The organism is Promicromonospora sp. NPDC023987 (assembly GCF_040639055.1).
Classification (GTDB): Bacteria; Actinomycetota; Actinomycetes; order Actinomycetales; family Cellulomonadaceae; genus Promicromonospora.
Genome location: NZ_JBEZZF010000001.1, coordinates 32,396 through 55,157, shown reverse-complemented (window position 1 = coordinate 55,157; position 22,762 = coordinate 32,396). Strand labels below are relative to the sequence as shown.

The following is a 22,762-nucleotide window of genomic DNA, read 5'->3' as shown; positions in this document are numbered from 1 at the left end:
TCACCGGCCTCCCGAGCTCTGCGCGTCGGCATAGGCCGCCAGGTCGAATCTGCGTCGAGCGAGGCTGCGGTACTCGTCTGGCAGCGTCCCGGGCACCAGCTGACCGTCAGGTCCGGTGGCGAACACCCGAGTCGAAGCGAACTTGCCGGGCTGGTCGCCGGGGCTGATCGCCCTGATCTCCGTCACTCGGCGGCGGAGCTTGGCCAGGCGCGCTCCGCCGACACGGTCGCGTTCATCGTCCTCGTCGGGCAGGGCCAGCTCGATGTGGACCACCAGGTCAACGGCCTGGGCTAGTTTCGCGGTGACCATGGCGTGGGTGAACTGAGGACCGGCCTCCATAGCGCACGTGGTCAGCTTCTCGATCGCGTCGACGGCACCCCGGGCGTGGGTCGTGGACAGCGTCCCGGAGCCGTTCTCCATCGCCTTGAGCATCGCGATCACCTCGGGCCCGCGGACCTCGCCGACCACCGTGCGCTGCACGTTGAACCGCAAGGAGTCCCACACCGCGTCGGACAGCGTGTACTCGCCGGCCTGCTTGCCATCCGGGCCGATCTCCCCGGTGCCGGGCCGGGCCTCCCACGCTCGAACGAACCGACGCCGATCCTGCAGACGCAGCTCGGCTTCGGTCTCGATCGTCGCGATCTGCTCGTCCGCGTGGATGTGCGAGCACAGGGCGCGCACGAGCGTCGTCTTGCCTGCGCCGGGGGAGCCGGACACCACGACGGAGCGGCGGTCTCGGATCGCCGCGGCGAGGAACTGCGCCGCCAGTTCAGTCATGACCCCGTCGCGGGCGAGGTCGTCCAGGGAGACGTCGACCACGCGATGGCGGCGGATGGTGACCTGTGGGCGCGGAGTGACCCACGCGACCGCCGCCAACCGGGATCCGTCGTCCAGCTGCAGGTGCAGGCGCGGTCGCGCCTCGGAGAAGATCCTCGCGTTGGCCTCGGAGCGCGAAGCGAGGAACTGCAGGAACTCGATCAGCTGGTCATCGCTGTCGGCGACCGGCGGGCCGGCGACCAGAGCACCGTCGTCCAGCTCGAGCCACACCTCGTCGGCTCCGTAGATCAGCACGTTCTCGACCCGTGCGTCGTCCAGCAACGGCTGGAGCCGCCCCATCCGGAACAGGGCATCGAACACCGCTTGCGCGAGCTCGGACTGTTGCACCGCGCTCAACGTGCCACCGTCCGTGTTCGCCCGGCGGATCCTGATCTGTTCGATCAAGCCCTGGATGATGTCCCAGGCCAGCTGCTCACGGGCGGACCGGTCAAGAGTGCCGTCCGAGGCCGCGACCCGTGCCGACAGTTCCTTCGATGCCTGGGTGCGCAGGCTACCGACCAGAGCCCAGTTCACCTCGGGGCCGAGGTGGACCGTGCCGGACGGCGCCACCCACGGATTGGTGGAACCGTCCATCGGCTTGGGAGCGGTCGCAGCAGCAGTAGTCGCCGTCCCCGAGGTCGAGTCGGGCAGTGGTGCGGAGAGGAACGGGATCGACGTCGGCCGAGACAGGTCACTGTTAGGCATGTCGTCGCGGGCCGGCGGGGTGTCACGCAGCGCGGTCATGCGTGCACCTCCAGGGCGCGGTGGTTCGCACGCACGGCCTGAAGGGTTTCGACCGCCGCGTTCAGCGACCGGATGTACTTACTGGTGTGAAAAGAGGCCGACTGTCGAGCGCCCTGGGAGAAATACTCGGCACCGTCGGGGTCCCAGGCCACCTGTGCCAGCACGGGAAGCCCCAGAGCGCCGGCCACCTCACGGCTGGCGTAGGGGCGGTTCTCGCCGACCAGGAGCAAGCCCGGGTGTCGCCACCGGTCCTCGCGTACGACGACGTCCGCCCACGGGCGAGCACCACCGATCGCCGGAAGCGAAGACCGAACCGTCAGGAGGGTGAGGTCGGCCGAGGCGAGCACGGGGTCCGGTGATCCGGGATAGCCCAAGGCGCCGGCGTCCACGATCACGTCGGTGCCTTCGGCGTCCAGCTCGGCCAGCGCCTGAGCGATCGGTTCCCACTGCCCACGGAGCGTCGGGGCCTGGGTATGGGTGCGCAGTCCGACCACGAACGACGCCTGCGTCCCCTCGAACGGCGAGCTGACGTCCTGCAGCGCGTCGACCGGGGCAAGGGACGACAGCGCGAGCTCGACCAGACCTGTCGTGTACGGCCGGGCACCCTGGAACCATCCGGTCATCAGCGCGGACACCCCGCGCGGATCGGCCTCCAGGAGCAGGGCGGGGCGCGGCCACGTCAGTGCCAAGGCGAGGCAGGTGGTGCTCACGCCAGGCGCACCGTTCGTCGATGCGAGTGCGATCACGGCCATCTCACTCACCCCCAGCAGCGGTCTCGACGGGGACACCGGAGTCTTGGACGAGGGAGGCTCGTCCCGCCACCACAGCGTCCGACAGCGCGACGGCCTCCTCGTGCGGGACCAGCACCTCCACCACGGTCCGTGAGGTACCCACGCGCACTGCGGCGACCTGGGCCGAGGTGTAGGTCGGCTCGGCGTCGGACTGAGCGGTCGCCGCCGACACCACGACCCGCACCGCGTCACCCGGCACGAGAGCGAGCTCTCCGGACTGGTCCGGAGTCAGCGTCACCCGGACAACCGACTGCCCCTCCGGCGGGAACGCATCCTCGGACACCTGGCCGGGCGCGAGAACCGCACCGGTCTCGACCGCGCCTGTGAGCCGCTGACCGATCAGCGCAGCCGCATCCTCACCGGGGATCGCCGCGACTGACGGGTCGAGGGTGACCGAGACGACCCGGACGTCGTCAGCACTCAACACGTCGAAGGCGTCCAGGTCATGGGCTGCGACCACGACATCCTGCGACGTGGACATGACCATCCACGTGATCAGGCCGAGCACACCGCCCGCGGCCAGCGCTGCTCCAGCCAGCACCGCGAGCCAAGGCTGGCGCCGCAAGGGCGGCGGTGTGACGAGTGGCCGAGTGGCCGCAGGCTCGTGATTGGTGACGGTCGGTCGTGTGGTGGTGGAATCGGACATCTGTGCCCCCTCATTCGGTGCCCTGCTTAGCTCACGAGCACCTGACCCTCTGCCACGATCACCTGGGTCTGGGCCACCAACGGGTCCATGGCGATCGTCCCGGTCTGCCCGGCACCAGCCCACTCGACCGACCACGTCGAGGTCGCCGTCACCGTGTAAGCGCCGCCCGGCCGGGTACCGGACTCACGCAGAAAGACATGGCCGCAGTCAGGCGACTCCGCCGCCCCGAAACGCGACCGGTAGGCGGTCCCGGCATCACAGGACAGCGTCGTGCCATCACCTAGATCCCAAAGGACGTCGGTTACCCGGGCCGTGACCGTCACGGTCACCCCGCGCACGGTCGCCGACGCCGAAGCCGGCCCGAACGTCTCGTCCGACGGCTGGTCGACCCAGAGCCACACCGGCACACCCACCACCGCCGAAGCCGGGGGCTGCGGCGCCATGCCGATCTCGATCGCCCGCAGATCCAGCTTCGCCAGGGCTTCGCGAGCGACCTCGCCCGGCGTCGGCGGAGCCTGCGCGGCCGTCGGCGGATCGAACAGGTAGATCAGAGCCGTCTGCCCCGTCTCGGGGTAGTAGCAGTCATACACGGCGCCCTGTTCCTGCCCGACGCCGAAGTTCTCGTCGAAGTGGTCCCACACCGCCGATGACTGCGGCGGCTGTGGGTTGGACGGCGTTGCGCTCGCGTAGCACTCCGCGTCCGCCTGCCAGATCCCATGCTCTGATGTGCACGGCACCGGCCGCGGCTTTGCGCCATCAGTGCGCACGCACGCGGGCTGCCCATCGCTGGCCTTCGCCGGCCGGCCCGTCGACGGTTCGGCCTTTGCCGGGGTCCGCGATGACCCGTCAGCACGACTGTCCGCCCCCGGCACGCGGGGGCCGCCTCCAGTACCCGGCAAGGTCAGCTCTGCTGTGCACATGCCTGTTCGTAGGTCCACAGGCGTAGCGCATCCAGTATCTATTCCAGGTTCGGGCCCGTAGCCGACCGCTGAGGCGCTCAGGGACGCCCCGGACAGCGCCCCCACGGCCACGCACGCAGCGACGACTGCGATGCTCAGTCTGCGGCGCATGGCTCGCGCTCCAGTGTCTTGCGGTCAGCCACTCGCCAGCCGGAGGAGGGGTCGTCGTCGTAGTCCGGGTTCGACACCCACAAGCGCTCCCAGCCGCGCTCTGAACGGTTCGCGGTCACCTGCGACGCGCCCGCCCGGTCGACGACGTCGACGTCCGAGACGTCGTAGCAAACCTCGACCTGGACGGTCGGGATCACACCCGCATCCGGGTCGGAGTTGTCCAGGGAGACAGACTGCGTCACCAGCTTCACGACCTGTACGTTGCCGGTCTGGTGCCATCCGTCGTCCGCCCACGGCTTGAACGTGTTCTGGAGCCTGAGCAACTCGGCACTCGTTGCTACCGATTCCAGCGGCTCGAGGCGGGCCGGATCTGCGGCAACGGCGTCGGTGGTGCGGTAGTACTCGTGCACCAGCTCTGTCGCACTGGATGTGGCACGTTCCGCTTCCGTGCTCGGCGCCGGGCTCGGGGAGGCAGGACTCGTCGAGCTCGCTGCCGACGTAGGCGGTGCGGTCGGTGACGGCTCCGTGGCGCCAGGAGTACACCCCGCTGCGGCGAACGCCGTGGCGATGACAACTGGGATGAGGCTGAACCGGACTCTCATACTCTTTCCTTCGTCTGGGTGCGGAAGGGTTTCCACGAAGGATCACGATCGCAAAGTGCCCGATCGGGAGCCCAGGGTTACACCACATCTCGGTAAGTGCTACTTGGTCACTTGTCCAACTCAGCGCTGCCAGTTGTCGATCAACAGGTGGAGGACTCGACGATCACTGAGCACTACGCTCGCACGGCGCTGGGTGCAAAATCGCGGACAACTGAAAACGCGCCGACAGCCGAATGCATGCGTTCACACAGGTCAGAAACGCTTGCAGCGCATGGGCTAAATCTGCCGCTGGGGTCAGATTTCAGTCTCCCGCGGAGGGTATGGCGGCGATCGACACCGGACTCCGAGGGGCGTGTCCGCGAATTTCACCATCTGAAAAGCCTGTCGCTGATGTCGCTCGCTCAGTTGCCGAGCGGATCACGTCCCCGGTCCGGGACGGACGTCGCAGATCGTGACCACGGTGGACGGCGTTACGCCCACGGTGCGACGACCGTCCAGTGCGCCGGATGAGAAATCTGCTGTGTGGTGTCGGTGCAGTCTCCAAGGCGAGCTCGCACCCACTTCCTCACCGTTCCTGGTTGGGGGCAGCACCCCGCGCTGCAGCGGATCCAGTTCGTCGAGGAACACAACCTCTCGAGCTTGGACGCTTTCGGGGTACGACGGCGGTGCGTAACGCCAGGCCACCCTACGTCCCAGGCGGTACGGTGCCCTGCGTGCGTCGTGACGACTTCATCCCGCCAGCGCCGGTCGACGAGGACGCGTTCTTCCGTTCCGCGGCCGTCGTGCTGGACACGAACGTCCTGCTGGCGCCGTACAAGCTGTCGGCCACGGCCCGCGAGGACGCCCTGCGCGCGATCGAGTCCACCGCACCGCGACTGTGGCTCCCACACCATGTCGGGGTGGAGTTCTACCGCAACCACGCCGTCCACCGCGATATGAGAGCAATGGCCTATCAGAACGTCGTCAAGGAGGTCGCCCAGTTCGAACGGCTCGCGGCACAGCGGCTCGGCAAGGGCAAGACACACGAGGATCTGCGCAAGGACGTCGCACGCGTCGTGCGCGAAGCCGTCGCCGGGATTCGCTCGTCGATCCAGGCGCTGCGCGAGGCCGACACCATGCTCACGGGGCCCGACGACGACTCGGTGCTCGACCGCATCGAGGCTGCGTTCGAAGGGCGGGCTGCCGCCGCACCCGACCCCGCGGTGCTCCGTGGCCGGGTCGAGGAGTTCGAGACCTGGCGCGTACCCGGTCGCATCCCACCGGGATTCGAGGACCGGGGCAAGGAGGGCACGGTCCGCAAGGCAGGCGACTACCTGATCTGGGCCGAGATCCTCCAGCATGCCGCCGAAGTTGGCGATGACATTGTGTTTGTGACCGAGGACGGTAAGGAGGACTGGTGGGAGACCACTGACGGCGTCCGGCGCCCGCACCGCGCACTGATCCTGGAGTTCCAGCGAGCCACGGGCCGGGCCTACCACCAGATCGGGCTGGACGACTTCGTGCGGCTGGCAGTCGAGGCCGCTGGGCAGGAAGCGGCCGAAGATACGCTCGATGAGATCGTCGCGGTCCGGGAGGAGGAGCGCAGGGCCGTCTCTCGCGCCTACCTCACGTTGGACGAGTCCTTTCGTGAGCTTCTCTGGTACTCCCTGGTCGACGAACTCCGCCCGGCCCAGATCGCGCCCGTGCTCGGGCTCACGCCCAACCAGGTGAGTGCGGGGCTCCACCGTGCGAAGTCCGCGCTCCGCGAGGCGTACGCCCGCGAAGCCCCCGCCTGAGCCCTGATCCACCGCACCTGGCCTGCGCCATCAACTGCTGTCACAAACTCCCTGGGCGATCATTCTGGAACGAGGTCTTCAAGCCGGCGAGCCCAGAGCTAGCGAGACGAGCCCACGTCTCCTGCAGTCACGCGTCAACGGAGGACCGCCCTCGGTGGCGCAGCGTTCCGATCGTGGGTGAGCGCGGTCATCGCAGTCGGCGAGCCCCCGGGGACCGGCCGGGGCGATGCGGTTGTGGCGGTGAGCGTCCGCAGGTGGGCCTGGATCTGTGCGATGCGGTCCACACAGCTCGGGCAGGAAGGCGTGTCGGGGCAGGCCTCCGCGGCCATGAGGTCGCAGGCCTCCCAGACGAGCTGTTGGACCTGTCGGGGCTGTGCGGGAGTGGCGGTCCGCAGGGGTTCGAGGACCTCGAGCAGCGAGGCGGGCACAGTGCGGTGCGCGGGGCGGGCTGCATGGCAGGCCAGAGCGGCGAGCAGGAGCCCGGCGGCCAATGTCCATGGTCGCTCGTGCGGCTCGGAGGTCCGCAGGAGGTACATGCTGACGACCGTCATCACGACCGCGGCGGCGAGCAAGAGTCGTTCGCGGGCCAGGTTGTGCCGGCGGGCGTGCTCGTCGTGCCCTGGATCGAGGACGATGGTGCTTGCTGTGGTTACCGCCAGCCGGATTCCAGCCCTGGGTGCGTGCAGGGTGTGGTGGCGGGTCATCACGCCTCCGGGTACGTGGTGGGTGCGGTGACGGTGACCAGCACGGGCCGCTCGGCGGACAGGGCGGAGACCCATCCGGTCCATGCCTGCCAGGCAGTGTCCGGGTCGTGAGGTGCGGTGGGCTCGAGGAGCGCGGCCAGGGTTCGGGCGTCGTGGGTCGTGCGGACCGTCATGACGATCTCGACGACCGTTACGAGGTCGTCTGGCCCGACGGCCCGCACTGTGCTGCTGGTCTCGACGCCGACGACGTCTGCGCCGGACCACGCGGCCAGCACAGCCGCCTGCCACCAGTAGTCCTCTGCTGTCGTGACAGATGGGCGGGTGGGCGCCGCCGCGACCTGTGCCCTGGGTGCCGGGTTCGTGGTGAGGATCATCGGGGGCCACCAACGGCATCGATGGGCCCCGTCGGGTCCACTGGCGACGCGGCGATGAGGTGCTGGTACGCGACCTGCCACGCGCTGGACGAGCAGATCTGCTGCCACGCCCGCCACCAGAGCCGTGAGACGAAACCGCTGCTCTGGTAAGCGTCGGGGCCGGGGCAGTGCTTGGCCAGGATCGCCCGCAGCGCGCGGAGCGTGCGGCGCAGCTCGGCGGGAGCCATCACGGCCACCGACGCTGCGTCTGCGTGTTGGAGCAGGCGCTCCAGGTCATCGAGATAGTCGCTGACGATCTCTACTGTCGTGTTGCCCATCATGCGTCTCCCGGTTGGGTCGGTTGCCAGGCCGCGAGTCGTGGCCGGACATGTCGCGGTTGCGGGGTCGTTGACGTGGTTCAGAGGTGGTGCGGCGGGCGGGGGCGGACGGTCAGTGGCGCCATGCGACCGCTGCCCACACGAGCGCGACCGCGACGAGCAGGAGATAGACGGCGATCACCAGTTCTGCCATCGCCTATGCCTTCCTCTCGGGCTGGAACTTCGGGTGTTAACCCCCTATGAAACGGCTGACACCTGGCTTCGATAGACACGGCACCATGCCGATCTGGGCATGTCAACCCCCTATCAACAGTGTTCACATTTGCTAGGTGGTTAACGCCTCAGGGTGTTCAACCCCTCATCAAGTGATTAGGGTGTTACATGCCCCGTCAACGAGGTGGAGGATCTATGACGGACCTGACGTCCGTGACCGCTATCAGCGACCCAGCAGAGCGGGCAGTGGCGCTGTCGGCGCGGATCGATGAACACCAGGAGATCGGGCGCGCACTTGCCCGGATGCGGCGTGAGGCGCTGGAAGAGCTCAAGGCCATGCGTTGGACCCAGAATGAGATGGCCCAGCTGCTTGGCGTATCGGCCTCCCGCATCTCGAAAATGCTCTCGGCCGGCACGCGCCAGGAAGGAGCCTTCTTCGGGGCTGGTCTGCTGACATTCGCAATCGGCAGCAAGTTGGAGGCCGGGCGGGACGACTCCAGCAACATGCTGTCCGCTGAGACGTTTGCGGCCTACGAGACCCTCGCCAGTGCGGCCAAGGCGAGCGGCCTCGACTCCGAGCACGAGATGGTGCCACCGCCCGGCCTCGTGGACCTGAACCGGGACAACCTCGTCGTCCTCACCAGTCCGCGTCTCTTGCCGTTCGTCGGCCAAGCGATGGGAGCAGACCCCCACATCGGGTTCGGCAACGACGACCAGGGCTGGTTCCTGGTCGACCAGACGACCGGCACCGAGTACCGCTCGCCCAGAGACCGAGGCGAGCCCACCGACTACGCCTACATCGGCAGGCTGCCGCGACCAGACGGTAAGGGCACGTTCCTCTACCTCGCAGGCATTCACGCCCAAGGCACCCTCGGAGCGGCCCAGTTCGTCGCGGACAACCTCAACGCGCTCTACAAGGAAGTCAAGGACCGTAGATTCTCGGCCATCCTTGCCTGCACCTCCGGACCGGACTCTGGTACAACGAACCACCGCGAGCACTTGTCGATCGAGCGCATCACGCCGCTGTATGCGCACGGCGGGAGCTGAGATGCATTTCGCCATAGCCGCCGAACCGGGCGCCCTCGACCGACGCAGTGAGGACAGCACGGCAACAACGCCTGGCCTCTTGGTCCTGCTCGATGGTGCCACTGCCCGCACAGAGACCGGCTGCATCCATGGCGTGGCGTGGTTTGCGCAGCATCTGGCCGATGCCATCGTTCAAGAGCTGCAGGGCAACGCCTCAGGGGAACCAGCACACGCACTCGCAGCAGCGATCCAGCGAACCGCTGATCTGCACCGAGACACCTGCGACCTGACCCATCCCGGAACGCCGTCTGCGGCTGTTGCCATCGTGCATGTCGCTGGCGATGCTCTGCGTTACCTGGTCCTGGGCGACGTGACGGTCGTGATGGAGACGGCAAGCGGCATCCGGGTGACTAGTGATCAGCGCGTCAGCCAGACCGCATCAGCCGAGCGGGCAGTGGCTGATGCCATGGCTGCCACCGATCCCGAGAAGCCAGCAGCACTGGTGCGTATGAAGCACGCCGAACTGGCTGCCCGCAACGTCCCGGACGGGTACTGGGTGGCCACCACTGACCCAGACGCTGCTCGGCACGCGATGACCGGCGAGGTCCAACTTGAAGAGGTGCGTCAGGTTGCGGTCCTCAGCGACGGGGCTGCGCGCGTGGTCGATCTCTTCGGCATCCACGACTGGCCTGGAGTCCTTGAGCTGCTGCAGTACCGCGGACCGGAGGCGCTGATACGTGAGGTGCGGGCCGCTGAGGCCAGCGACCCAGAAGCGAAACGCTGGCCACGGAACAAGATCTCCGACGACGCGACCGTTGCCTACAGCGGCGGGAATTGACGAGCCGACGGTGTCGACGAGAGGAGAGCGATGGGGGCAAGACCAACACGAGCAGTGGGGTGGCATGACCACCTCGCTGCGCGCCGCGGCCTGCTCGGCGTATCGCAGGCGACGCTTGCCACGCAGTTTGCGCGCGACAGGCGACTGTGGCTGCCCGCAACCCAGATCCGAGAGATGCGGGCTCTGGCAGCACGACGCCCAACAGAACCCGACGCTGGCTGAAATGACATGACGCACTGCGGTCAGAGCTCAGAGCTGAGTGGCTTTCTCGCTCGTACCGCAGCACTCGTCGCGTCAGGGATTCTGACCTACGAGGAAACAATTGAGACCTGGGGGGAGCATGACCGCGCAACACACACGACGACCACCGACAGTGCGGCGTGAGCGGCTGATCGAAAGGCGTCGAGCAGCTGGACTGTCACAAGAGTCCTTAGCCGAGGCACTGGGCGTCGATCGCACCACGGTCGCCCGATGGGAAATTGGGGCAACGACACCTCATGCCTACCTGCGAGGCCCACTATCACAGGCCCTAATGGTTTCCCTCGAGGATCTTGGGGACCTAATTGACGAGACATCGCCGGCAAGCGGAAACGGCACCGGTCGCCCGGCGGAGTCCCCCGATATCGCGGCGGCATCCACCTCGCGCACTGCCGCGACGACCGTTGCCCTCGAGAGCGGGACCGTAATACCTGACAGCACCGGGCTCGCCGCCATCGATGACTTCATCACCGGAAATGCTCGTGTATTCCTGCTGAGTGGCGCAGCCGGAACGGGCAAGTCCGTCCTAGTGCGCCATGCTGCGACAGTATTCGCCGGGCGAGCTGATTTTCAGGTTCATCTCGCTTCGCGTGACGGCTCCGAGGGCCTCGCCTCAGGGATTCTGCGCTATGGGTCGATCGCACCGGGCCACGAGCCGCTTCTCACACTAGAGACGTTCGCTCGAACGCTGACTCGACCATTGGTCGTGACGATCGACGCCATCGGTACACCGGAAGAATTCGACTCGACGGCGCGCGCTGTCGACGCACTCCTGCGACAGGTCACGACACCGAACCTTCGCTTCGTTCTGGCCATCCGGACACCACCGGTGCCAGACGTTGCGGTCTTTCCTTTGCTCTCGGCGACCATCCACCCACGTGGGAGCAATACGTCGCACGAGACCTCACGATGGAGCCTGGATCGCACCGGAGCTGCCTGGGACCGTGAACGACCCCCTGGAGTCCCCGAGTTCCTGGTACTTCATCCATCCGTACGCGACCTGATCCGTCTCCCTCTGTTCATGAGTCTGCTGCGTAGCGCAGGGCCGCTTGTCGCATCGGATCGCATCAGCCCGTATCAACTGGTCGATCACTGCGTTCGCGCCTTAGCTACGGCTGGCAACGTCGATGCAGACGGCCTGGTTCGCTCTCTCGGCGACGCTGCGATCAGCTCACTGGGTCCCCGTCTCCGTTCCGTGGTCGGTGAGCTCGCCACTGACAATCGTGAGGTTTCAGCCGTACCCCCTGCTCTTGCTCAACGTGCTCCCAACGGCAGTTTTGAATTCGCGCACTCGCTGATTCACGAGTACTTTGCCGCGACCCGGATCGCGCTTTCGGCACCAGGCTGGGGGCGTTCCCGCCTTGTATCTCTCATCACCGAAATGGCCAAAGAAGCTGAGTCCGATGCCGTGGCAGCTGGGCTGTTGCACTTCACAGTCATGGCATTGGATCAGTCGGCACCACATCTGATGGCCTCGGTCGCTTTGGCTCCCGCATTGGTTGGCTCACGCGCGACCGCTCAGCTCTTGGAGATTGCCACCGACGGTGCGAATTTCGCCGGTCCCGAGGTACTTCGCGCATGCGTGCGCGTGTGCGAAACCGAAGGTCCGTCCGCGCTTCTCCTGGCCCGAGCACTTCTGCATCAGCCGCACATCGGCGACGCACTCGACGAGCAGCGAACCGCATGGCTCTTCGGTCTCCTGCGGCAACACGGATCCGACATATGGACGAATGTTGCGGATCACATAGCACAGACAATGGATGGTGAAGCCTCTGCGGCCTTCGTCCGTACTGCCGACCTCAGCGACGTCGAAGTGGCCGCTTTCATTGCCGGCCATCTCGATCTGTTCGCCAAGGAGGAGGAACGAGCAGGCGTTCTGACCTCGCTGCTAGGTCATGACGACTGGCGTGTCCGAGCCGCTGTCGCGGACGGTCTGGCACGGATGCGCCCCGCGGCGCCCGTCGTCGCTCACGGCACCGAGCTTCTTGCCGCCGACCACGACTACAAGGTCCGCGCTGCCGTCGCGCGAGTCCTGTGCCAGGTGCCCGACAATGTACTTACGCTCCAGTTGCCAACCTTGCTGAACGACACCAACTGGTACGTACGGTCACGCGTACTCGACGCCTTGACCCAACGAAGCGATGGCTTCGAACACGTCGAAAGTATCCTGCGGGAAATTGAGGCTGACCCGTCATGGCGAAAAGCGCCGGGATACGTCCGAGCGCTCCTCGACAGGCTTGCCTTGCTACGTGGCCGGCTGCCCGCTGTCACCACGCTCGGCAACGAACGGACACTTGTACCCCTGCTGCGCGAGATCCGTGCCGGCGCACTGGAGGTGCCGTCGACTCGCGCCGCCCGCATCGCAGAGCTAGCTGCTGGTTCTGCATCCCGCATCGTGGCCCGCGAGGGAGCCGAGGTCGCCGTGACCCTCAGCAACGATGGTGGTGAGACAACCACGCGGAGACCGGCGAGCGAGTGGTACCGACGGCTGCGAGGTGCCAGGCACCTTCAGATCGCTCTCGATCTGGGCGACCTGGCGCTCGCGGTGGACGTGGCCCGCGCCGCGGTCGCGGGTGGCGCCACGTTCGTCGAGGTTGGGGATCCGTTGATCAAGGCGCACGGCGTCGCGGCGATCGAAGCAATCAAGGTAGCTGTGCCTGATGCCGTGGTCGTGGCCGAGATGATGTCGTCGGACTGGGGACGCGATCAGGTCGAGACCGCGGTTGCCCACGGCGCAGACGCAGTACTGCTTATCGGTCCTGCCACGCTGGCCAGCGTGGCAGCTGCATCTGCGGCGGCTCGGCGGTTGGACACCGCGATCTTGCTTGACGCGCCCGCTGCGTTGCATACGCCCGAATGGGCGAAGGACATGATGCGAGCCGGCGTCGATGGGTTTGCGGTAACCACCAATATTGACATCGGACCGGCAGGCCGGCACCCATTGCGCCGAGCGGAGCAGCTTCGGCACTGGACGCGCCTGCCCGTCGCAGTTTCCGGTGGATTCACTGCAAGTGACCCCGCCGTGATCACTAGTCCGCACTGGGACACGCTGATCGTCGGACGCAGTGTCACCGAGTCGGTGAACCCGCTGCGCGCAACCCGTGACATCGTCGCCCTGCTGTCCCAGCCGTCTGAGAGGAAAACGTGAACGTCACCAGCCTGACCGTCGCCATGACCGATGACATCATCGAGTTGATGGCCCTCGGAGAGCCGTACATCCGCCCGCGAACAAGCTCGGACTACTGGGCGTATGCGACCTTGTTCTCCACCACCTGCCCCGTCGCCATGATCGACGGGCAGCTTGCGGGAGCGATCATCGGCTTCCGAAGCCAGGATGAACCGGCTGACGTGTACCTGCAGGACGTCATGGTGCACCCGGACTATCGACGCCGTGGCGTTGCGAACGCTCTCGTGGGATCCGTGTTTGCTGTCGCCGAATCATGGGGATGCCGCCGGCTCTACCTCACCTCTGAGTCTGACAACTCGGGTGCCGACTCCACCTGGCGCAAGCTCGGATTCGTCAACGTTCCGGGCGACTATGCCCTCAACGGCGTCCAGGTGACACGCGACTTCAAGGGCCCAGGCAAAGACCGGGCGGTGTACGAGCTCATCGTGGCCTGAAGACCGGAACAAGCCAGGGGATGACCCCCATGGCGCCTGGCTCTGACCGAGCCGTCTGATCCATGCAACGCTGAATCGAGCAGCCAGCGCTGAGCGGGTTCGCCGTCAGGCGAGCCAGTTGGACTGCCAGCGCTACTAATCGTCCGAGCCTCCGAGGCGTGGCGTCGAGGTAGTGCTACACCGATGCCACAAGGATGCCGCACGGGTGCAATGTCTCGCGGCCCAAGCCGCCGGTTCGATGGGAGCGACCAACCGTCACCCATCGAAAGGGTCTCTCATGGCTGAACTCTCCGCGGTCCTGGATCGCACTACCGCAGATCTCTTCGACCTCGATGTGAGGTCGATTCCTCTTCCCACGACGCCTAACGCTGCGTGCTCCGACACGACGACCGACGGGTGCTCGAAGGAGTGCCCAAGCGTCGGCTGCACGCCGACCTGCTCCTGCAAGTAGGGGTTGATTCCGATGGGGCGGGCACAAACGGTCAAGTGGCTGTCGGAGTTTCCGGTCGTGGCACGGATTCCGCTGCTTCCAGTCGAGCCGGCAGCTCAACGCGGCGAAGCCTTGGCTGGGCCGCTTCTCGAGGCGGTGCGTTTTGCGTCCCGCTCCATCGGTAACATCTCCTCAGCGGACCTGGCCGCCGACAACCAACTCGCACTGACGGTCCGTGCCTATGAGCAAAGAGCCCGTAATCGTGCAACGCCACGTGGGGCGTTCGCTGGAGTCCAGGTTGCTCATTCGACCAGGAGTTCGGCGCGGTTACAGATGGGCTCCGCTCACCGGGCCCGAAGCATGCCCAGCGGTGCGTGGTTGGACGATCTCGTACGCCAGCTGGTCGAGGCACCAGGCGTCGTACAGCGCCTCCTGCTGACGGCCAACAGCCTGGTGACGCGCCGCGGAGACCGATTCGAGCACGAACAAGCAGACGACGCGGGCGCCCCTGTGCTCATGACGTTGCGGGCCACACCCGTCGTCGCACTGATCATGCGCACATGCAAGGCCGGCGCGATCCCGGACGAGATCACCGCGGCGGTCCTCGATGCATGGAACGACGCGCCGGAGGAGAAGATTCGCGAGACCGTCCAGCAGATGATCCGTACCGGACACCTGCGGACCGACCTTCTCCCTCAGGACATCGCACAGGATCCGCTGGGCCACATCCTGTCCAAGTTGCCCGAGGCCAGCGATGTCGGCGCGGTGCTTGCAGCGATCCGTGAACACCTGCAGGACGCTGACCTCCACCCGCCCGGTGCGCCGCAACGACTCGCGCTGCTCACAGCAGCGAGGGACCTGTGCGACAAGATCGCTCGGCACACCAGCCCGATCACCATCGATGTTGCCGTGGACGCCGATCTGGACATCCCCGCATCGCTCCTGGACGACGCAGCCGAGGCGATCGCTCTCCTGTGGAGCATCACCCCGACGGCCACGAACCTGGACGACTATCACGCTCGGTTCGTCGAACGCTACGGAATCGGCAGAAGGGTGCCGCTGCTGTCCGTCATCGACCCGGTCGCCGGTCTGGGAGAGACAGACGTTGATGCCCGCATCGAGAATCACGATGCAGACCGGGCGCGCGGACGAGTCCTGGCAGAGCTAATAGCTCGGGCAACAGCCACGAGCGAGCTCGAGATAGAGCTCGACGATCCAGCCATCGCCGGGCTGCGAGTCCCAGACGACGGCGTCCCGCCGCCGCCTACCGGCGAGGTGTACACGAGGGTCGTTTCCGCCTCGCCAATGGATCTTCAAGCGGACCGCTTCCAGCTGGCCATGTACATGGGGTGCACACAGGACGCCGGGTCGAGCACAGGTCGGTTCGCATCGCTGCTTCCCGATGCCGCTTGGAACATGCCCCGGACGGAATCCGTGGTGGCAGCTGAAGTGGTGGTCCGGCCACGCATTGCCAAGCTGGACACCGTGGCCCCGCCTGCAGACTTCGCAGAAACTCGCATCTGCGTCGGAGTCGCCCCACGACCCGGCGACCTCACACTCGACGACCTCGAACTCGTGTCAGACGGACACCGTCTCGTCCTCTGGTCACGTGAACGAGCTCAATGCGTCACCCCGACGTTGTTCTCCCGGATCGGACCGTCCTACATCCCACCCGTCGCTCGACTGCTGCAACAACTCTCGGCCGCCGGCACTCGCCCGTGGCATACATGGTCCTGGGGGCCGCTGTCCGCCGCGCCGTTCCAACCGCGAATCCGCTGGCGCAGGACGATCTTGTCGCCGGCCCGCTGGCGCCTTCCTCAAACCTTGGTCGCGGCGGCTTCCGACTCTACGGTCTGGGCGAGCGAACTGGCCCGGTGGCGGGCGACCACAGTCCCGTGCCTGCCGCAGGTCGTAGTCGCCGAAGAGGCTGACCGGCGCCTTCCGCTGGATCTCGACGATCCGCGTGACCGAGACCTTCTCCGCCGGTACGCCCGACGCGGGACCGACACACTGACCGAGCAGCCCGGCGGACCCGATGCGATCCAGGGAGTCGTTGCCGGCCCCGATGGTGGTCACCTCTTAGAGCTCGTCATCCCGCTCAAAGGCCGGCAACCGACAACACCAGCCCGCACGTGGCCTCAGACCACGACCAGCGCCGACCCCGTGATCTACCTACCTGGGACGGAATGGCTCTCCTTGACCCTCGTGGTGCCGACTCGTCTCCAGGACGACGTCCTCAGCCAGATTGCGAAGGTCGCTGACGAGTTACGAGACGACATCGACCGCTGGTTCTGGTTGCGATACAACAGCACGGCCCACGGGCCCCACCTGCGCGTCCGTTTCGCCGGCGACCCGGCAGCTCTGACTACCCGTGTGCTTCCCGAGATCTCGAAACGGTGCGCCCAACTGATGACGCTCGGAGTCGTGAGCAACCTCGTGGTCGAGCCATACGCGCCCGAGATCGACAGGTACGGCGGACCAACCTCCATCGAGGCCGCAGAGCGTGTCTTCCACACCGACGGACTGCTGGCCCTCGACGTTCTGTCCAGAGAACCGAACGAGGACCAGCAGATCACCGAAGTCGCGCTCTCGGCACTAGCAATCGCTCGCATACTGACCACGGCCGACTCAGACGCCATCGGGCGTCCCCGTCTCGACCGCGCGGCACGACGGCACGTCAACTCGCTACGCGCCACCGCACCCGCCATGACCACAGGTCCGCTGGACGGCACCGTCCGGGACGCGTGGGAACGGCGCGCGCTCGCACTGGCGACGTACCGCGACAACGTCCCCGAGTCTCGTCGCACCGACTGCGCATCGTCGATGATCCACATGCACGCCAACCGCTTGCTCGGGGACCGAGACCGAGAACGCAAAGCGCGCGCGCTCGCCGCTGAACTCCTCGCCAAGGGACGGCGATGAACGCAGGGGCGGCGGCAACGATGATCGCCGAACGGCTGCTCGACCCCGAGGTCGTGATCGCGGCAGTGCGGCCAGGCGCTGCCGCAACCCTTGCCGACGGGCTCCCGGGCACGGCGCTGCTGCACGCTCGCCTCTCACGGCTTGACCCAGGCTTCGAGCGAGCAGCCACGGTCCACTGGGCACATGCTGCCGACCTGGCTACACGAACGACAGCCGCCGGTGGGGTCTACCACGCGGTTGGCGGCCTGGCCGCGTCGCTGATCATCGGATCGCCCTACCTGCCCGACCCCGACGTCAACCAGGCCGCAGTCAGCCGTGCCGCGCACTGGACATCCGTCTACGCACGGTCCCTGGCCGAGCACCAGCAAGCCCATCTGCGGGCTGGTGGCCGCGGCGCACCCTGGTACGTCTACGACGTTATCTCAGGGCTGGCCGGCGTCGGACGGATACTGCTTGCGGCGGTCACGGAAGGTCACACGACCGGCGAAGCCGGGCTCGAGGCCGCCCTCGGGACCCTCACCACGGTGCTGACAGAATGCGACGGACGCCGACCTGGCTGGTGGGCCGCGCCCGAACAGCACCCACCCGCCGTGGCTCCGAGCGTCGACGCATCGGGCGCCGCCACCACGGGGATGGCTCATGGTGTCGCTGGGCCAGTGGCCCTCCTCGCCCGCGCGGCGGTCGCCGGCTACACCGTCGACGGTCAAGAGGCTGCACTCCGGTCCTCCACCCAGTGGTTGAGCGAGCGGCGCGCCGCACCGGGTGGCTGGCCCGCCTATCTGACGGGGAGTGAGCTCGACGCTGATGCAGCGGTGTCCCGGGATGGACGGACAACTGCGTGGTGCTACGGCGTGCCTGGAATCAGCCGTGCGCTGCTGCTAGCCGGCCGAGCACTCAACGATCCGCACTTGGTCGGCACATCGCTCGCCGAGCTGACCGCCCTCGCTGAACATCCGGACCAGTGGGACGCCGAAGGACCGACCCTCTGCCACGGCTTCGCTGGGGTCATGCGTTGCGCCACAGGAATGAACGATGCCGTCACCCAGATCGCCGTGCGCACAGTCGCGAGGGATCTGGATCTGAACAGGCCGTTCGTCGTCGGTCACCGTGACCATGCGCAGACCTTTGACAACCCGGGATTCCTGACCGGGGCAGCCGGTGTGGGTCTCGCGCTGGCCGAGCACGCGGACCTACCGGTTGCCTCGGTCAGGACCTCCTGGGACGCCTTGATGCTGCTGTCCTGACCTGAACCTCAAGCCTTCACAGATGCCGTACGCTCCGAGATCTGCACGGCAAAGGTGTTCTCTGCCTTGTCGACGACCAGGAGCGCCCCTGCCTCGTGGTCGGCCGGTAGGTCACCCTTCGGCCAAGCCTCAATCGTGATCTCGATGCCGTCTGCTTCCCGCTTCCAGGAGGTCACGCGATCGGCCAACGCGCGGGCTAGCTTCGTGCCGTCAGGTCCGAAGCCGCAGGCGCCCGCCTCCAGCATGGGCATATCGTCAGAGCCGCCCGTGCGGCGTGCCGTCAAATATGCGACCGAGCCGCCCGAGAAGACACCCCATGATCCTCCCCAAGAGTCCTTCGGACGTGGGACGCGTCCGGCGGCGACCGCGTCCTGATCCACGAAGATCCGGCAGAACCCAGGCAATGTGGCCAGCCAGAAGTCGAGGTTCTCCGTCCACGCCCACGGCGCGCTGACGCCGGTCCAGACGATCGACGGCGCCCGGTCGAGGGCCTGGGCGAGCGCGGCATAGTCCATCGGCTGTCCGTCATCGACGCGCAGGGTCAGGTCAGGCCCTGGACCGATCGAGACGTTCTGTTCCGCCACCGCTCCGATGCCTTGCATCGGTATGAAGCCGTCCTCGGCCACAGACAAGCTGCGCAGCGCCTGGCCGTCTCGTTCGAACGCGGCCACGCGCGTCAGGCCGCGTAGCCGCAGCGGCAGAACCAGCCGGCCCCCGGGTGCCAGCTGATCGCGCCACGCGGAAGGGATATCCCATGCCCCGGCCGTGACCAGGATCCGATCGAAGGGCGCGTCCTCCACGCTGCCCAATGTCCCGTCCCCGGTGATCACATTGACATGCTCCGCACCGTAGGCGCTCAGGGCATGGCGCGCCGCGTCGGCGACTCGGGTGTCGTACTCGATCGTTGTCACCGCGCCGGACGGGCCGACTAGATGCGCGAGCAGAGCAGCGTTGTAACCGGTACCGGACCCGATCTCGAGCACCCGATGCCCCGGTCGGACCTGTGCTTGTTCGAGCATCCCGGCCACCGTTCCCGCAGCCGAGGCCGAGCTGATCGCCACGCCCTGCTCGTCACGATGCGTGACCACGGGCCCAGCGCCATAAGCGCGCTCCAACGACACCTGTGGAACAAACACATGTCGCGGAACCACACTCATCGCTCCAGCGACATCCTCGGCGAGGTGACCCTGAATTCTTCGTAACCGGTCCAGCATCTCGGCCCGCAGTGCTTCAGCTTCCTTGTTCGATTCGTCCACGCGCAGAGGCTACGAGCCGGCTGGATTCGCTGTCCCGACGAACCGGCGCAACGAGTCCAGATGCCACACAGATGCCACAACGGTCACCGTCGGGCCACGGTCCACTGCCGCTGCTACATTCCGCGTCACCTTGCCGACGCAAGAACGGTGTGTCTCGCCCCGGGTCTGATGGAGGCTCTCATTCCAGGGAAGGATGAGAGTTATGGCTGCACCGAGGAAGTACCCCGAGGAGCTTCGGGAGCGAGCGATCCGGATGGCGGTGGACCTGCGGAAGGACCCGGCCACGAAGCCTGGCGCGTTACGGCGGGTGGGTGAGCAGCTCGGGATCCATCCGGAGACGCTACGGAACTGGGTCAACCAGGCCGAGATCGATGCCGGTGACCGGCCGGGTACGAGTAGCGACGATGCCCAGCGGTCGGCGGAGCTGGAGCGCGAGGTGCGTGAGCTGCGGCGGGCGAACGCGATCTTGCGCAGCGCGTCGGCTTTCTTCGCGGCGGAGCTCGACCGCCCACAAAGGTGATCGTCGACTACATCCAGACCCACCGTCAGGAGTTCGGGGTCGAGCCGATCTGCAGGGTGTTACAGGTCGCCCCGTCGACGTACTACGCGGCCGTGTCCCGCCCGCCCTCGGCCCGGTCGGTCACCGACGCGGCCAGGACCGAGGTGATCGAGCAGGTCCACCGAGCCAACTACGGCGTCTACGGCGCCCGCAAGATGCACGCCGAGCTGCACCGGCAGGGCCACCAGATCGCGCGCTGCACGGTCGAACGACTGATGCGGACCGCGGGACTGCGGGGCATCACCCGGGCCAAAGGGCCGCGCACCACGGTGGCTGGCACCGGTCCGGAGACCCGCCCGGACCTGGTCGAGCGCGACTTCACCGCCACCGCCCCGAACCGGCTGTGGGTCGCGGACATCACCTACTGCCGCACGTTCTCCGGCTGGGCGTATGCCTCGTTCGTGATCGACGTGTTCTCTCGCCGGGTGGTCGGCTGGCAGGTCTCCAAGTCGCTGCGCACCGACCTCGCGTTGGACGCCCTGGAGATGGGGCTGTGGAACCGTACCCGGACCGGGCAGGACGTGAGCGGGCTGACCCACCACAGCGACAAGGGCGTTCAATACGTCGCTGTTCGCTACACCCAACGCCTCGCCGAGGCAGGCATCGTCGCCTCGGTCGGCTCGACCGGAGACTCCTACGACAACGCCCTGGCCGAGGCATTCAACTCCCTGTTCAAGGCCGAGCTCGTGCGCAACAAGGGACCGTGGAAGAACATCGACGACCTCGAGCTCGCTATCGCTGAGTACATCGACTGGTTCAACCACCATCGCCTGCACGGCGAGATCGGCCTGGTCCCTCCGACCGAGTTCGAAGAGGCGTATTACCGTCACAACCCCGCGCCGACTACCGTCGACGCGTCAGTTCCGAGCCTCCACTAAACCCGGGGCGAGACAGTGGACTTGGAACTGCCTTCAATGGCACGTCGCAGTGTCGGGCACTTTGTCCGGGCGATCGACCCGACACGACCCTCAGGAATCTCATGGCGTTCTGCATCAAGATCCGCTTGCCAAGACGGTGCATCGATACGTCGTCCGGAATCAGGCAGCCATCATCGTGCGGGATCAGGGCGGTTGGATCGTTCGACGCCGTATCGGTGGGAGCGGCGTGAAGAGGACGGGCGCTCCGAGAAGATCGTTCGGGACGTTTGGAATCACGATCACTTGCTCGGCGACGTTGTGCCGTCTCGCCGTGTAACGGACATTCGCGGGTGGGGTAAGCCTGTTGCAACAGACCTGCCACAGGGGTGCTACATGGGTGCCCTGGGGCGACCCGTTGCCGGACGGTTCGATATTAACCATGGATGCTTATTGGTCGATCGGCCCACACGATTGGGGCATCGAGGTCTCGCCATTAGCGGGCGGCCCTGCGATGGGTTCCACGGGTGCGGGCGTCGTTCCGGGCTGGCTTGTGGCCCTGGACGTCGACGGCACCTTGACCGGCCCAGGGCGCCCCGATGTGCCCCCGGAAACCGCTGGCGCGGTCAGGTCGGCACGTGCCAGCGGCCACGAGATCGTGGTCGCCACGGGACGATCCTTGGTGGGCGCGCTGCCGATCGCGAATGCCTTTGGCCCGACCGGGTGGGTGGTTGCGTCCAACGGCGCGATTACCGCGCGCCTAGACGCGCAGGCACCTGGTGGGTACGTCCTAGTCGACGCCAGCACGCTCAATGTCGCGCCCGTTGTCCGCATGGGGCTGGCGCTTGCCCCCGAACTTCGGGTCGCGGTCGAGGACACCGGGTGGGGCTATCTGGTCAACCGACAATTCGCTGACGGCCAGCTCAACGGCAGACAGCGGACGGTGGATGGAACAGTCGAGCTCTGGGAGCGGCCCGCGCCTCGCGTCGTCCTGTCCGGGTCGGGGATCGTCGACAAGTTGCTCAAGCCTCTCCACGATCTGGGTGTCACGGCGCACTCTGACGGTCCGGACTGGATCGACGTCACGCCCGCCGGTCTGTCCAAGGCCAGCGCACTGGAGCAGGTGCGGAACCGGCTCGGGGTCTCGCAAGAGCGAACCGTTGCAGTCGGTGACGGAGTCAACGACATCGAGGCCTTCCACTGGGCCGCGCGGGCAGTGGCGATGGGCCAGGCCAGCGAGGAGGTCCGCGCTGCTGCGGACGAAACTACCGGCTCGGTAGACGAGCAGGGCGTCATCGCTGTCTTGCAATCATTGCCAAACCCCCGGCTCTCAGCCCAGGCCCCCGCCGCGGGGTGATCGCCACGAACACCGAGATTCCCGCCGCGCTGGTGGAGGTGATCCGCACTCAGCTCGACCAGTGGACCAGCCCCGAGGGTCGGGCGTCGATCCGGATCTCACTGGCCGGCCTGGGGCCGACATCACCGACCTGCGAAGTCTGGGCTGCGGCCCCTGAAGGTCGGTGGACCTACCTGAGCGACATGCCTTCGGGCATCGAGACGAGTCAGCGCGACCTCGCACACGTGATCACGTTGGCCGGATACGCGTACCCGCTCACGTCTGATGGCCGGCCCGCCTGGCAGAAGGACTGCGCCGAGACCACGACTTACACGTTGGACGTGACACGGACATGACCAGACGCCC

At 66.8% G+C, this 22,762-nt stretch carries 19 protein-coding genes, 1 pseudogene and 1 other annotated feature; of the genes and pseudogenes, 11 read left to right on the top strand and 9 right to left on the bottom strand.

The features are described from left to right. The 5 genes from AB0F40_RS00240 to AB0F40_RS00220 all read right to left on the bottom strand — a co-directional run bounded on the left by AB0F40_RS00240 (position 1) and on the right by AB0F40_RS00220 (position 4,669). A complete protein-coding gene (locus tag AB0F40_RS00240; RefSeq protein ID WP_357462321.1) occupies positions 1-1,560 on the bottom strand; it encodes an ATPase, T2SS/T4P/T4SS family in 1,560 nt (519 codons plus the stop codon). Beyond that, positions 1,557-2,270 carry a hypothetical protein gene (locus AB0F40_RS00235; RefSeq protein ID WP_357462318.1) on the bottom strand — a complete coding sequence of 238 codons (714 nt, stop codon included), beginning with the start codon at positions 2,268-2,270 and terminating at the stop codon, positions 1,557-1,559. The genes AB0F40_RS00240 and AB0F40_RS00235 overlap by 4 nt, the downstream gene beginning before the upstream one ends. Positions 2,271-2,313: 43 nt before the next feature. Next, positions 2,314-2,916, bottom strand: coding sequence for an SAF domain-containing protein (locus AB0F40_RS00230; protein WP_357462315.1), 603 nt, complete (start codon positions 2,914-2,916; stop codon positions 2,314-2,316). A 107-nt stretch (positions 2,917-3,023) separates the two neighbouring features. Next, positions 3,024-3,869, bottom strand: a complete 846-nt coding sequence (locus tag AB0F40_RS00225) for a hypothetical protein (protein WP_357462312.1) — start codon at positions 3,867-3,869, stop codon at positions 3,024-3,026. Positions 3,870-4,051: 182 nt separating this feature from the next. Continuing rightward, on the bottom strand, positions 4,052-4,669 hold the full coding sequence (locus AB0F40_RS00220; protein ID WP_357462309.1) for a hypothetical protein: 618 nt from the start codon (positions 4,667-4,669) through the stop codon (positions 4,052-4,054). A gap of 713 nt (positions 4,670-5,382) precedes the next feature. On the opposite strand from AB0F40_RS00220, the gene AB0F40_RS00215 reads away from it, so the two are divergent. Then, positions 5,383-6,444 (top strand): PIN-like domain-containing protein, encoded by a 1,062-nt coding sequence (locus AB0F40_RS00215; RefSeq protein ID WP_357462307.1) that lies wholly within the window; start codon positions 5,383-5,385, stop codon positions 6,442-6,444. 134 nt (positions 6,445-6,578) lie between these two features. Here AB0F40_RS00215 and AB0F40_RS00210 read toward each other — a convergent pair whose 3' ends face one another. Genes AB0F40_RS00210 through AB0F40_RS00200 form a run of 3 tightly spaced genes read right to left on the bottom strand, consistent with a single transcriptional unit; the run spans position 6,579 to position 7,839 of the window. Further along, positions 6,579-7,148: a hypothetical protein gene (locus AB0F40_RS00210; RefSeq protein WP_357462304.1), complete on the bottom strand. Its 570-nt coding sequence runs from the start codon at positions 7,146-7,148 to the stop codon at positions 6,579-6,581. Then, entirely contained in the window at positions 7,148-7,522 is a 375-nt protein-coding gene (locus AB0F40_RS00205; protein ID WP_357462301.1) for a hypothetical protein, read from the bottom strand. The genes AB0F40_RS00210 and AB0F40_RS00205 overlap by 1 nt, the downstream gene beginning before the upstream one ends. Next, positions 7,519-7,839 (bottom strand): hypothetical protein, encoded by a 321-nt coding sequence (locus tag AB0F40_RS00200; protein ID WP_357462299.1) that lies wholly within the window; start codon positions 7,837-7,839, stop codon positions 7,519-7,521. Before AB0F40_RS00200 ends, AB0F40_RS00205 begins: the two co-directional genes overlap by 4 nt. 408 nt (positions 7,840-8,247) lie before the next feature. Here AB0F40_RS00200 and AB0F40_RS00195 point away from each other — a divergent pair, with 408 nt between their 5' ends. The 7 genes and pseudogenes from AB0F40_RS00195 to AB0F40_RS00165 all read left to right on the top strand — a co-directional run bounded on the left by AB0F40_RS00195 (position 8,248) and on the right by AB0F40_RS00165 (position 18,391). Then, complete coding sequence (locus AB0F40_RS00195) at positions 8,248-9,099, top strand: helix-turn-helix domain-containing protein (RefSeq protein ID WP_357462296.1); 852 nt, start codon at positions 8,248-8,250, stop codon at positions 9,097-9,099. Position 9,100: 1 nt separating this feature from the next. Further along, entirely contained in the window at positions 9,101-9,916 is an 816-nt protein-coding gene (locus AB0F40_RS00190) for a hypothetical protein (protein ID WP_357462293.1), read from the top strand. A 340-nt stretch (positions 9,917-10,256) separates the two neighbouring features. After that, positions 10,257-10,403: pseudogene (locus AB0F40_RS00185) on the top strand (helix-turn-helix transcriptional regulator); the annotation flags it as partial. Positions 10,404-10,448: 45 nt separating this feature from the next. Continuing rightward, entirely contained in the window at positions 10,449-13,322 is a 2,874-nt protein-coding gene (locus AB0F40_RS00180) for an orotidine 5'-phosphate decarboxylase / HUMPS family protein (RefSeq protein WP_357462982.1), read from the top strand. Continuing rightward, positions 13,319-13,795 (top strand): GNAT family N-acetyltransferase, encoded by a 477-nt coding sequence (locus AB0F40_RS00175; RefSeq protein ID WP_357462291.1) that lies wholly within the window; start codon positions 13,319-13,321, stop codon positions 13,793-13,795. The genes AB0F40_RS00180 and AB0F40_RS00175 overlap by 4 nt, the downstream gene beginning before the upstream one ends. 463 nt (positions 13,796-14,258) lie before the next feature. Continuing rightward, complete coding sequence (locus tag AB0F40_RS00170) at positions 14,259-17,147, top strand: lantibiotic dehydratase (RefSeq protein WP_357462288.1); 2,889 nt, start codon at positions 14,259-14,261, stop codon at positions 17,145-17,147. Between the two features lie 20 nt (positions 17,148-17,167). Beyond that, positions 17,168-18,391 carry a lanthionine synthetase C family protein gene (locus AB0F40_RS00165; RefSeq protein ID WP_357462286.1) on the top strand — a complete coding sequence of 408 codons (1,224 nt, stop codon included), beginning with the start codon at positions 17,168-17,170 and terminating at the stop codon, positions 18,389-18,391. 8 nt (positions 18,392-18,399) lie between these two features. On the opposite strand, the gene fxlM is transcribed toward AB0F40_RS00165, so the two are convergent. Continuing rightward, positions 18,400-19,647 (bottom strand): methyltransferase, FxLD system, encoded by a 1,248-nt coding sequence (fxlM, locus tag AB0F40_RS00160; protein ID WP_357462283.1) that lies wholly within the window; start codon positions 19,645-19,647, stop codon positions 18,400-18,402. A 202-nt stretch (positions 19,648-19,849) separates the two neighbouring features. On the opposite strand from fxlM, the gene AB0F40_RS00155 reads away from it, so the two are divergent. The 3 genes from AB0F40_RS00155 (at position 19,850) to AB0F40_RS00145 (ending at position 22,752) form a co-directional block, all read left to right on the top strand. Further along, positions 19,850-21,084 (top strand): IS3 family transposase gene (locus AB0F40_RS00155; protein ID WP_357462280.1). Its coding sequence is split into 2 segments (ribosomal slippage): positions 19,850-20,129 and positions 20,129-21,084, totalling 1,236 coding nucleotides; the frame shifts between segments, so codons are not numbered across the junction. Beyond that, positions 20,128-20,241, top strand: a sequence feature (AL1L pseudoknot). Its footprint overlaps the gene before it by 114 nt. 376 nt (positions 21,085-21,460) lie before the next feature. Then, positions 21,461-22,417 carry an HAD family hydrolase gene (locus AB0F40_RS00150; protein ID WP_357462277.1) on the top strand — a complete coding sequence of 319 codons (957 nt, stop codon included), beginning with the start codon at positions 21,461-21,463 and terminating at the stop codon, positions 22,415-22,417. Next, positions 22,414-22,752: a hypothetical protein gene (locus AB0F40_RS00145; RefSeq protein WP_357462274.1), complete on the top strand. Its 339-nt coding sequence runs from the start codon at positions 22,414-22,416 to the stop codon at positions 22,750-22,752. The genes AB0F40_RS00150 and AB0F40_RS00145 overlap by 4 nt, the downstream gene beginning before the upstream one ends. The last annotated feature ends 10 nt before the right edge of the window (positions 22,753-22,762 follow it).

What these genes read in the sequence shown, in the direction of transcription:
- AB0F40_RS00240 (WP_357462321.1), bottom strand. Translation starts at nt 1,560, where the DNA reads ATGACCGCGCTGCGTGACACCCCGCCGGCCCGCGACGACATGCCTAAC.
- AB0F40_RS00220 (WP_357462309.1), bottom strand. Translation starts at nt 4,669, where the DNA reads ATGAGAGTCCGGTTCAGCCTCATCCCAGTTGTCATCGCCACGGCGTTC.
- AB0F40_RS00210 (WP_357462304.1), bottom strand. Translation starts at nt 7,148, where the DNA reads ATGACCCGCCACCACACCCTGCACGCACCCAGGGCTGGAATCCGGCTG.
- AB0F40_RS00205 (WP_357462301.1), bottom strand. Translation starts at nt 7,522, where the DNA reads ATGATCCTCACCACGAACCCGGCACCCAGGGCACAGGTCGCGGCGGCG.
- AB0F40_RS00200 (WP_357462299.1), bottom strand. Translation starts at nt 7,839, where the DNA reads ATGGGCAACACGACAGTAGAGATCGTCAGCGACTATCTCGATGACCTG.
- AB0F40_RS00195 (WP_357462296.1), top strand. Translation starts at nt 8,248, where the DNA reads ATGACGGACCTGACGTCCGTGACCGCTATCAGCGACCCAGCAGAGCGG.
- AB0F40_RS00190 (WP_357462293.1), top strand. Translation starts at nt 9,101, where the DNA reads ATGCATTTCGCCATAGCCGCCGAACCGGGCGCCCTCGACCGACGCAGT.
- AB0F40_RS00180 (WP_357462982.1), top strand. Translation starts at nt 10,449, where the DNA reads ATGGTTTCCCTCGAGGATCTTGGGGACCTAATTGACGAGACATCGCCG.
- AB0F40_RS00170 (WP_357462288.1), top strand. Translation starts at nt 14,259, where the DNA reads ATGGGGCGGGCACAAACGGTCAAGTGGCTGTCGGAGTTTCCGGTCGTG.
- AB0F40_RS00165 (WP_357462286.1), top strand. Translation starts at nt 17,168, where the DNA reads ATGATCGCCGAACGGCTGCTCGACCCCGAGGTCGTGATCGCGGCAGTG.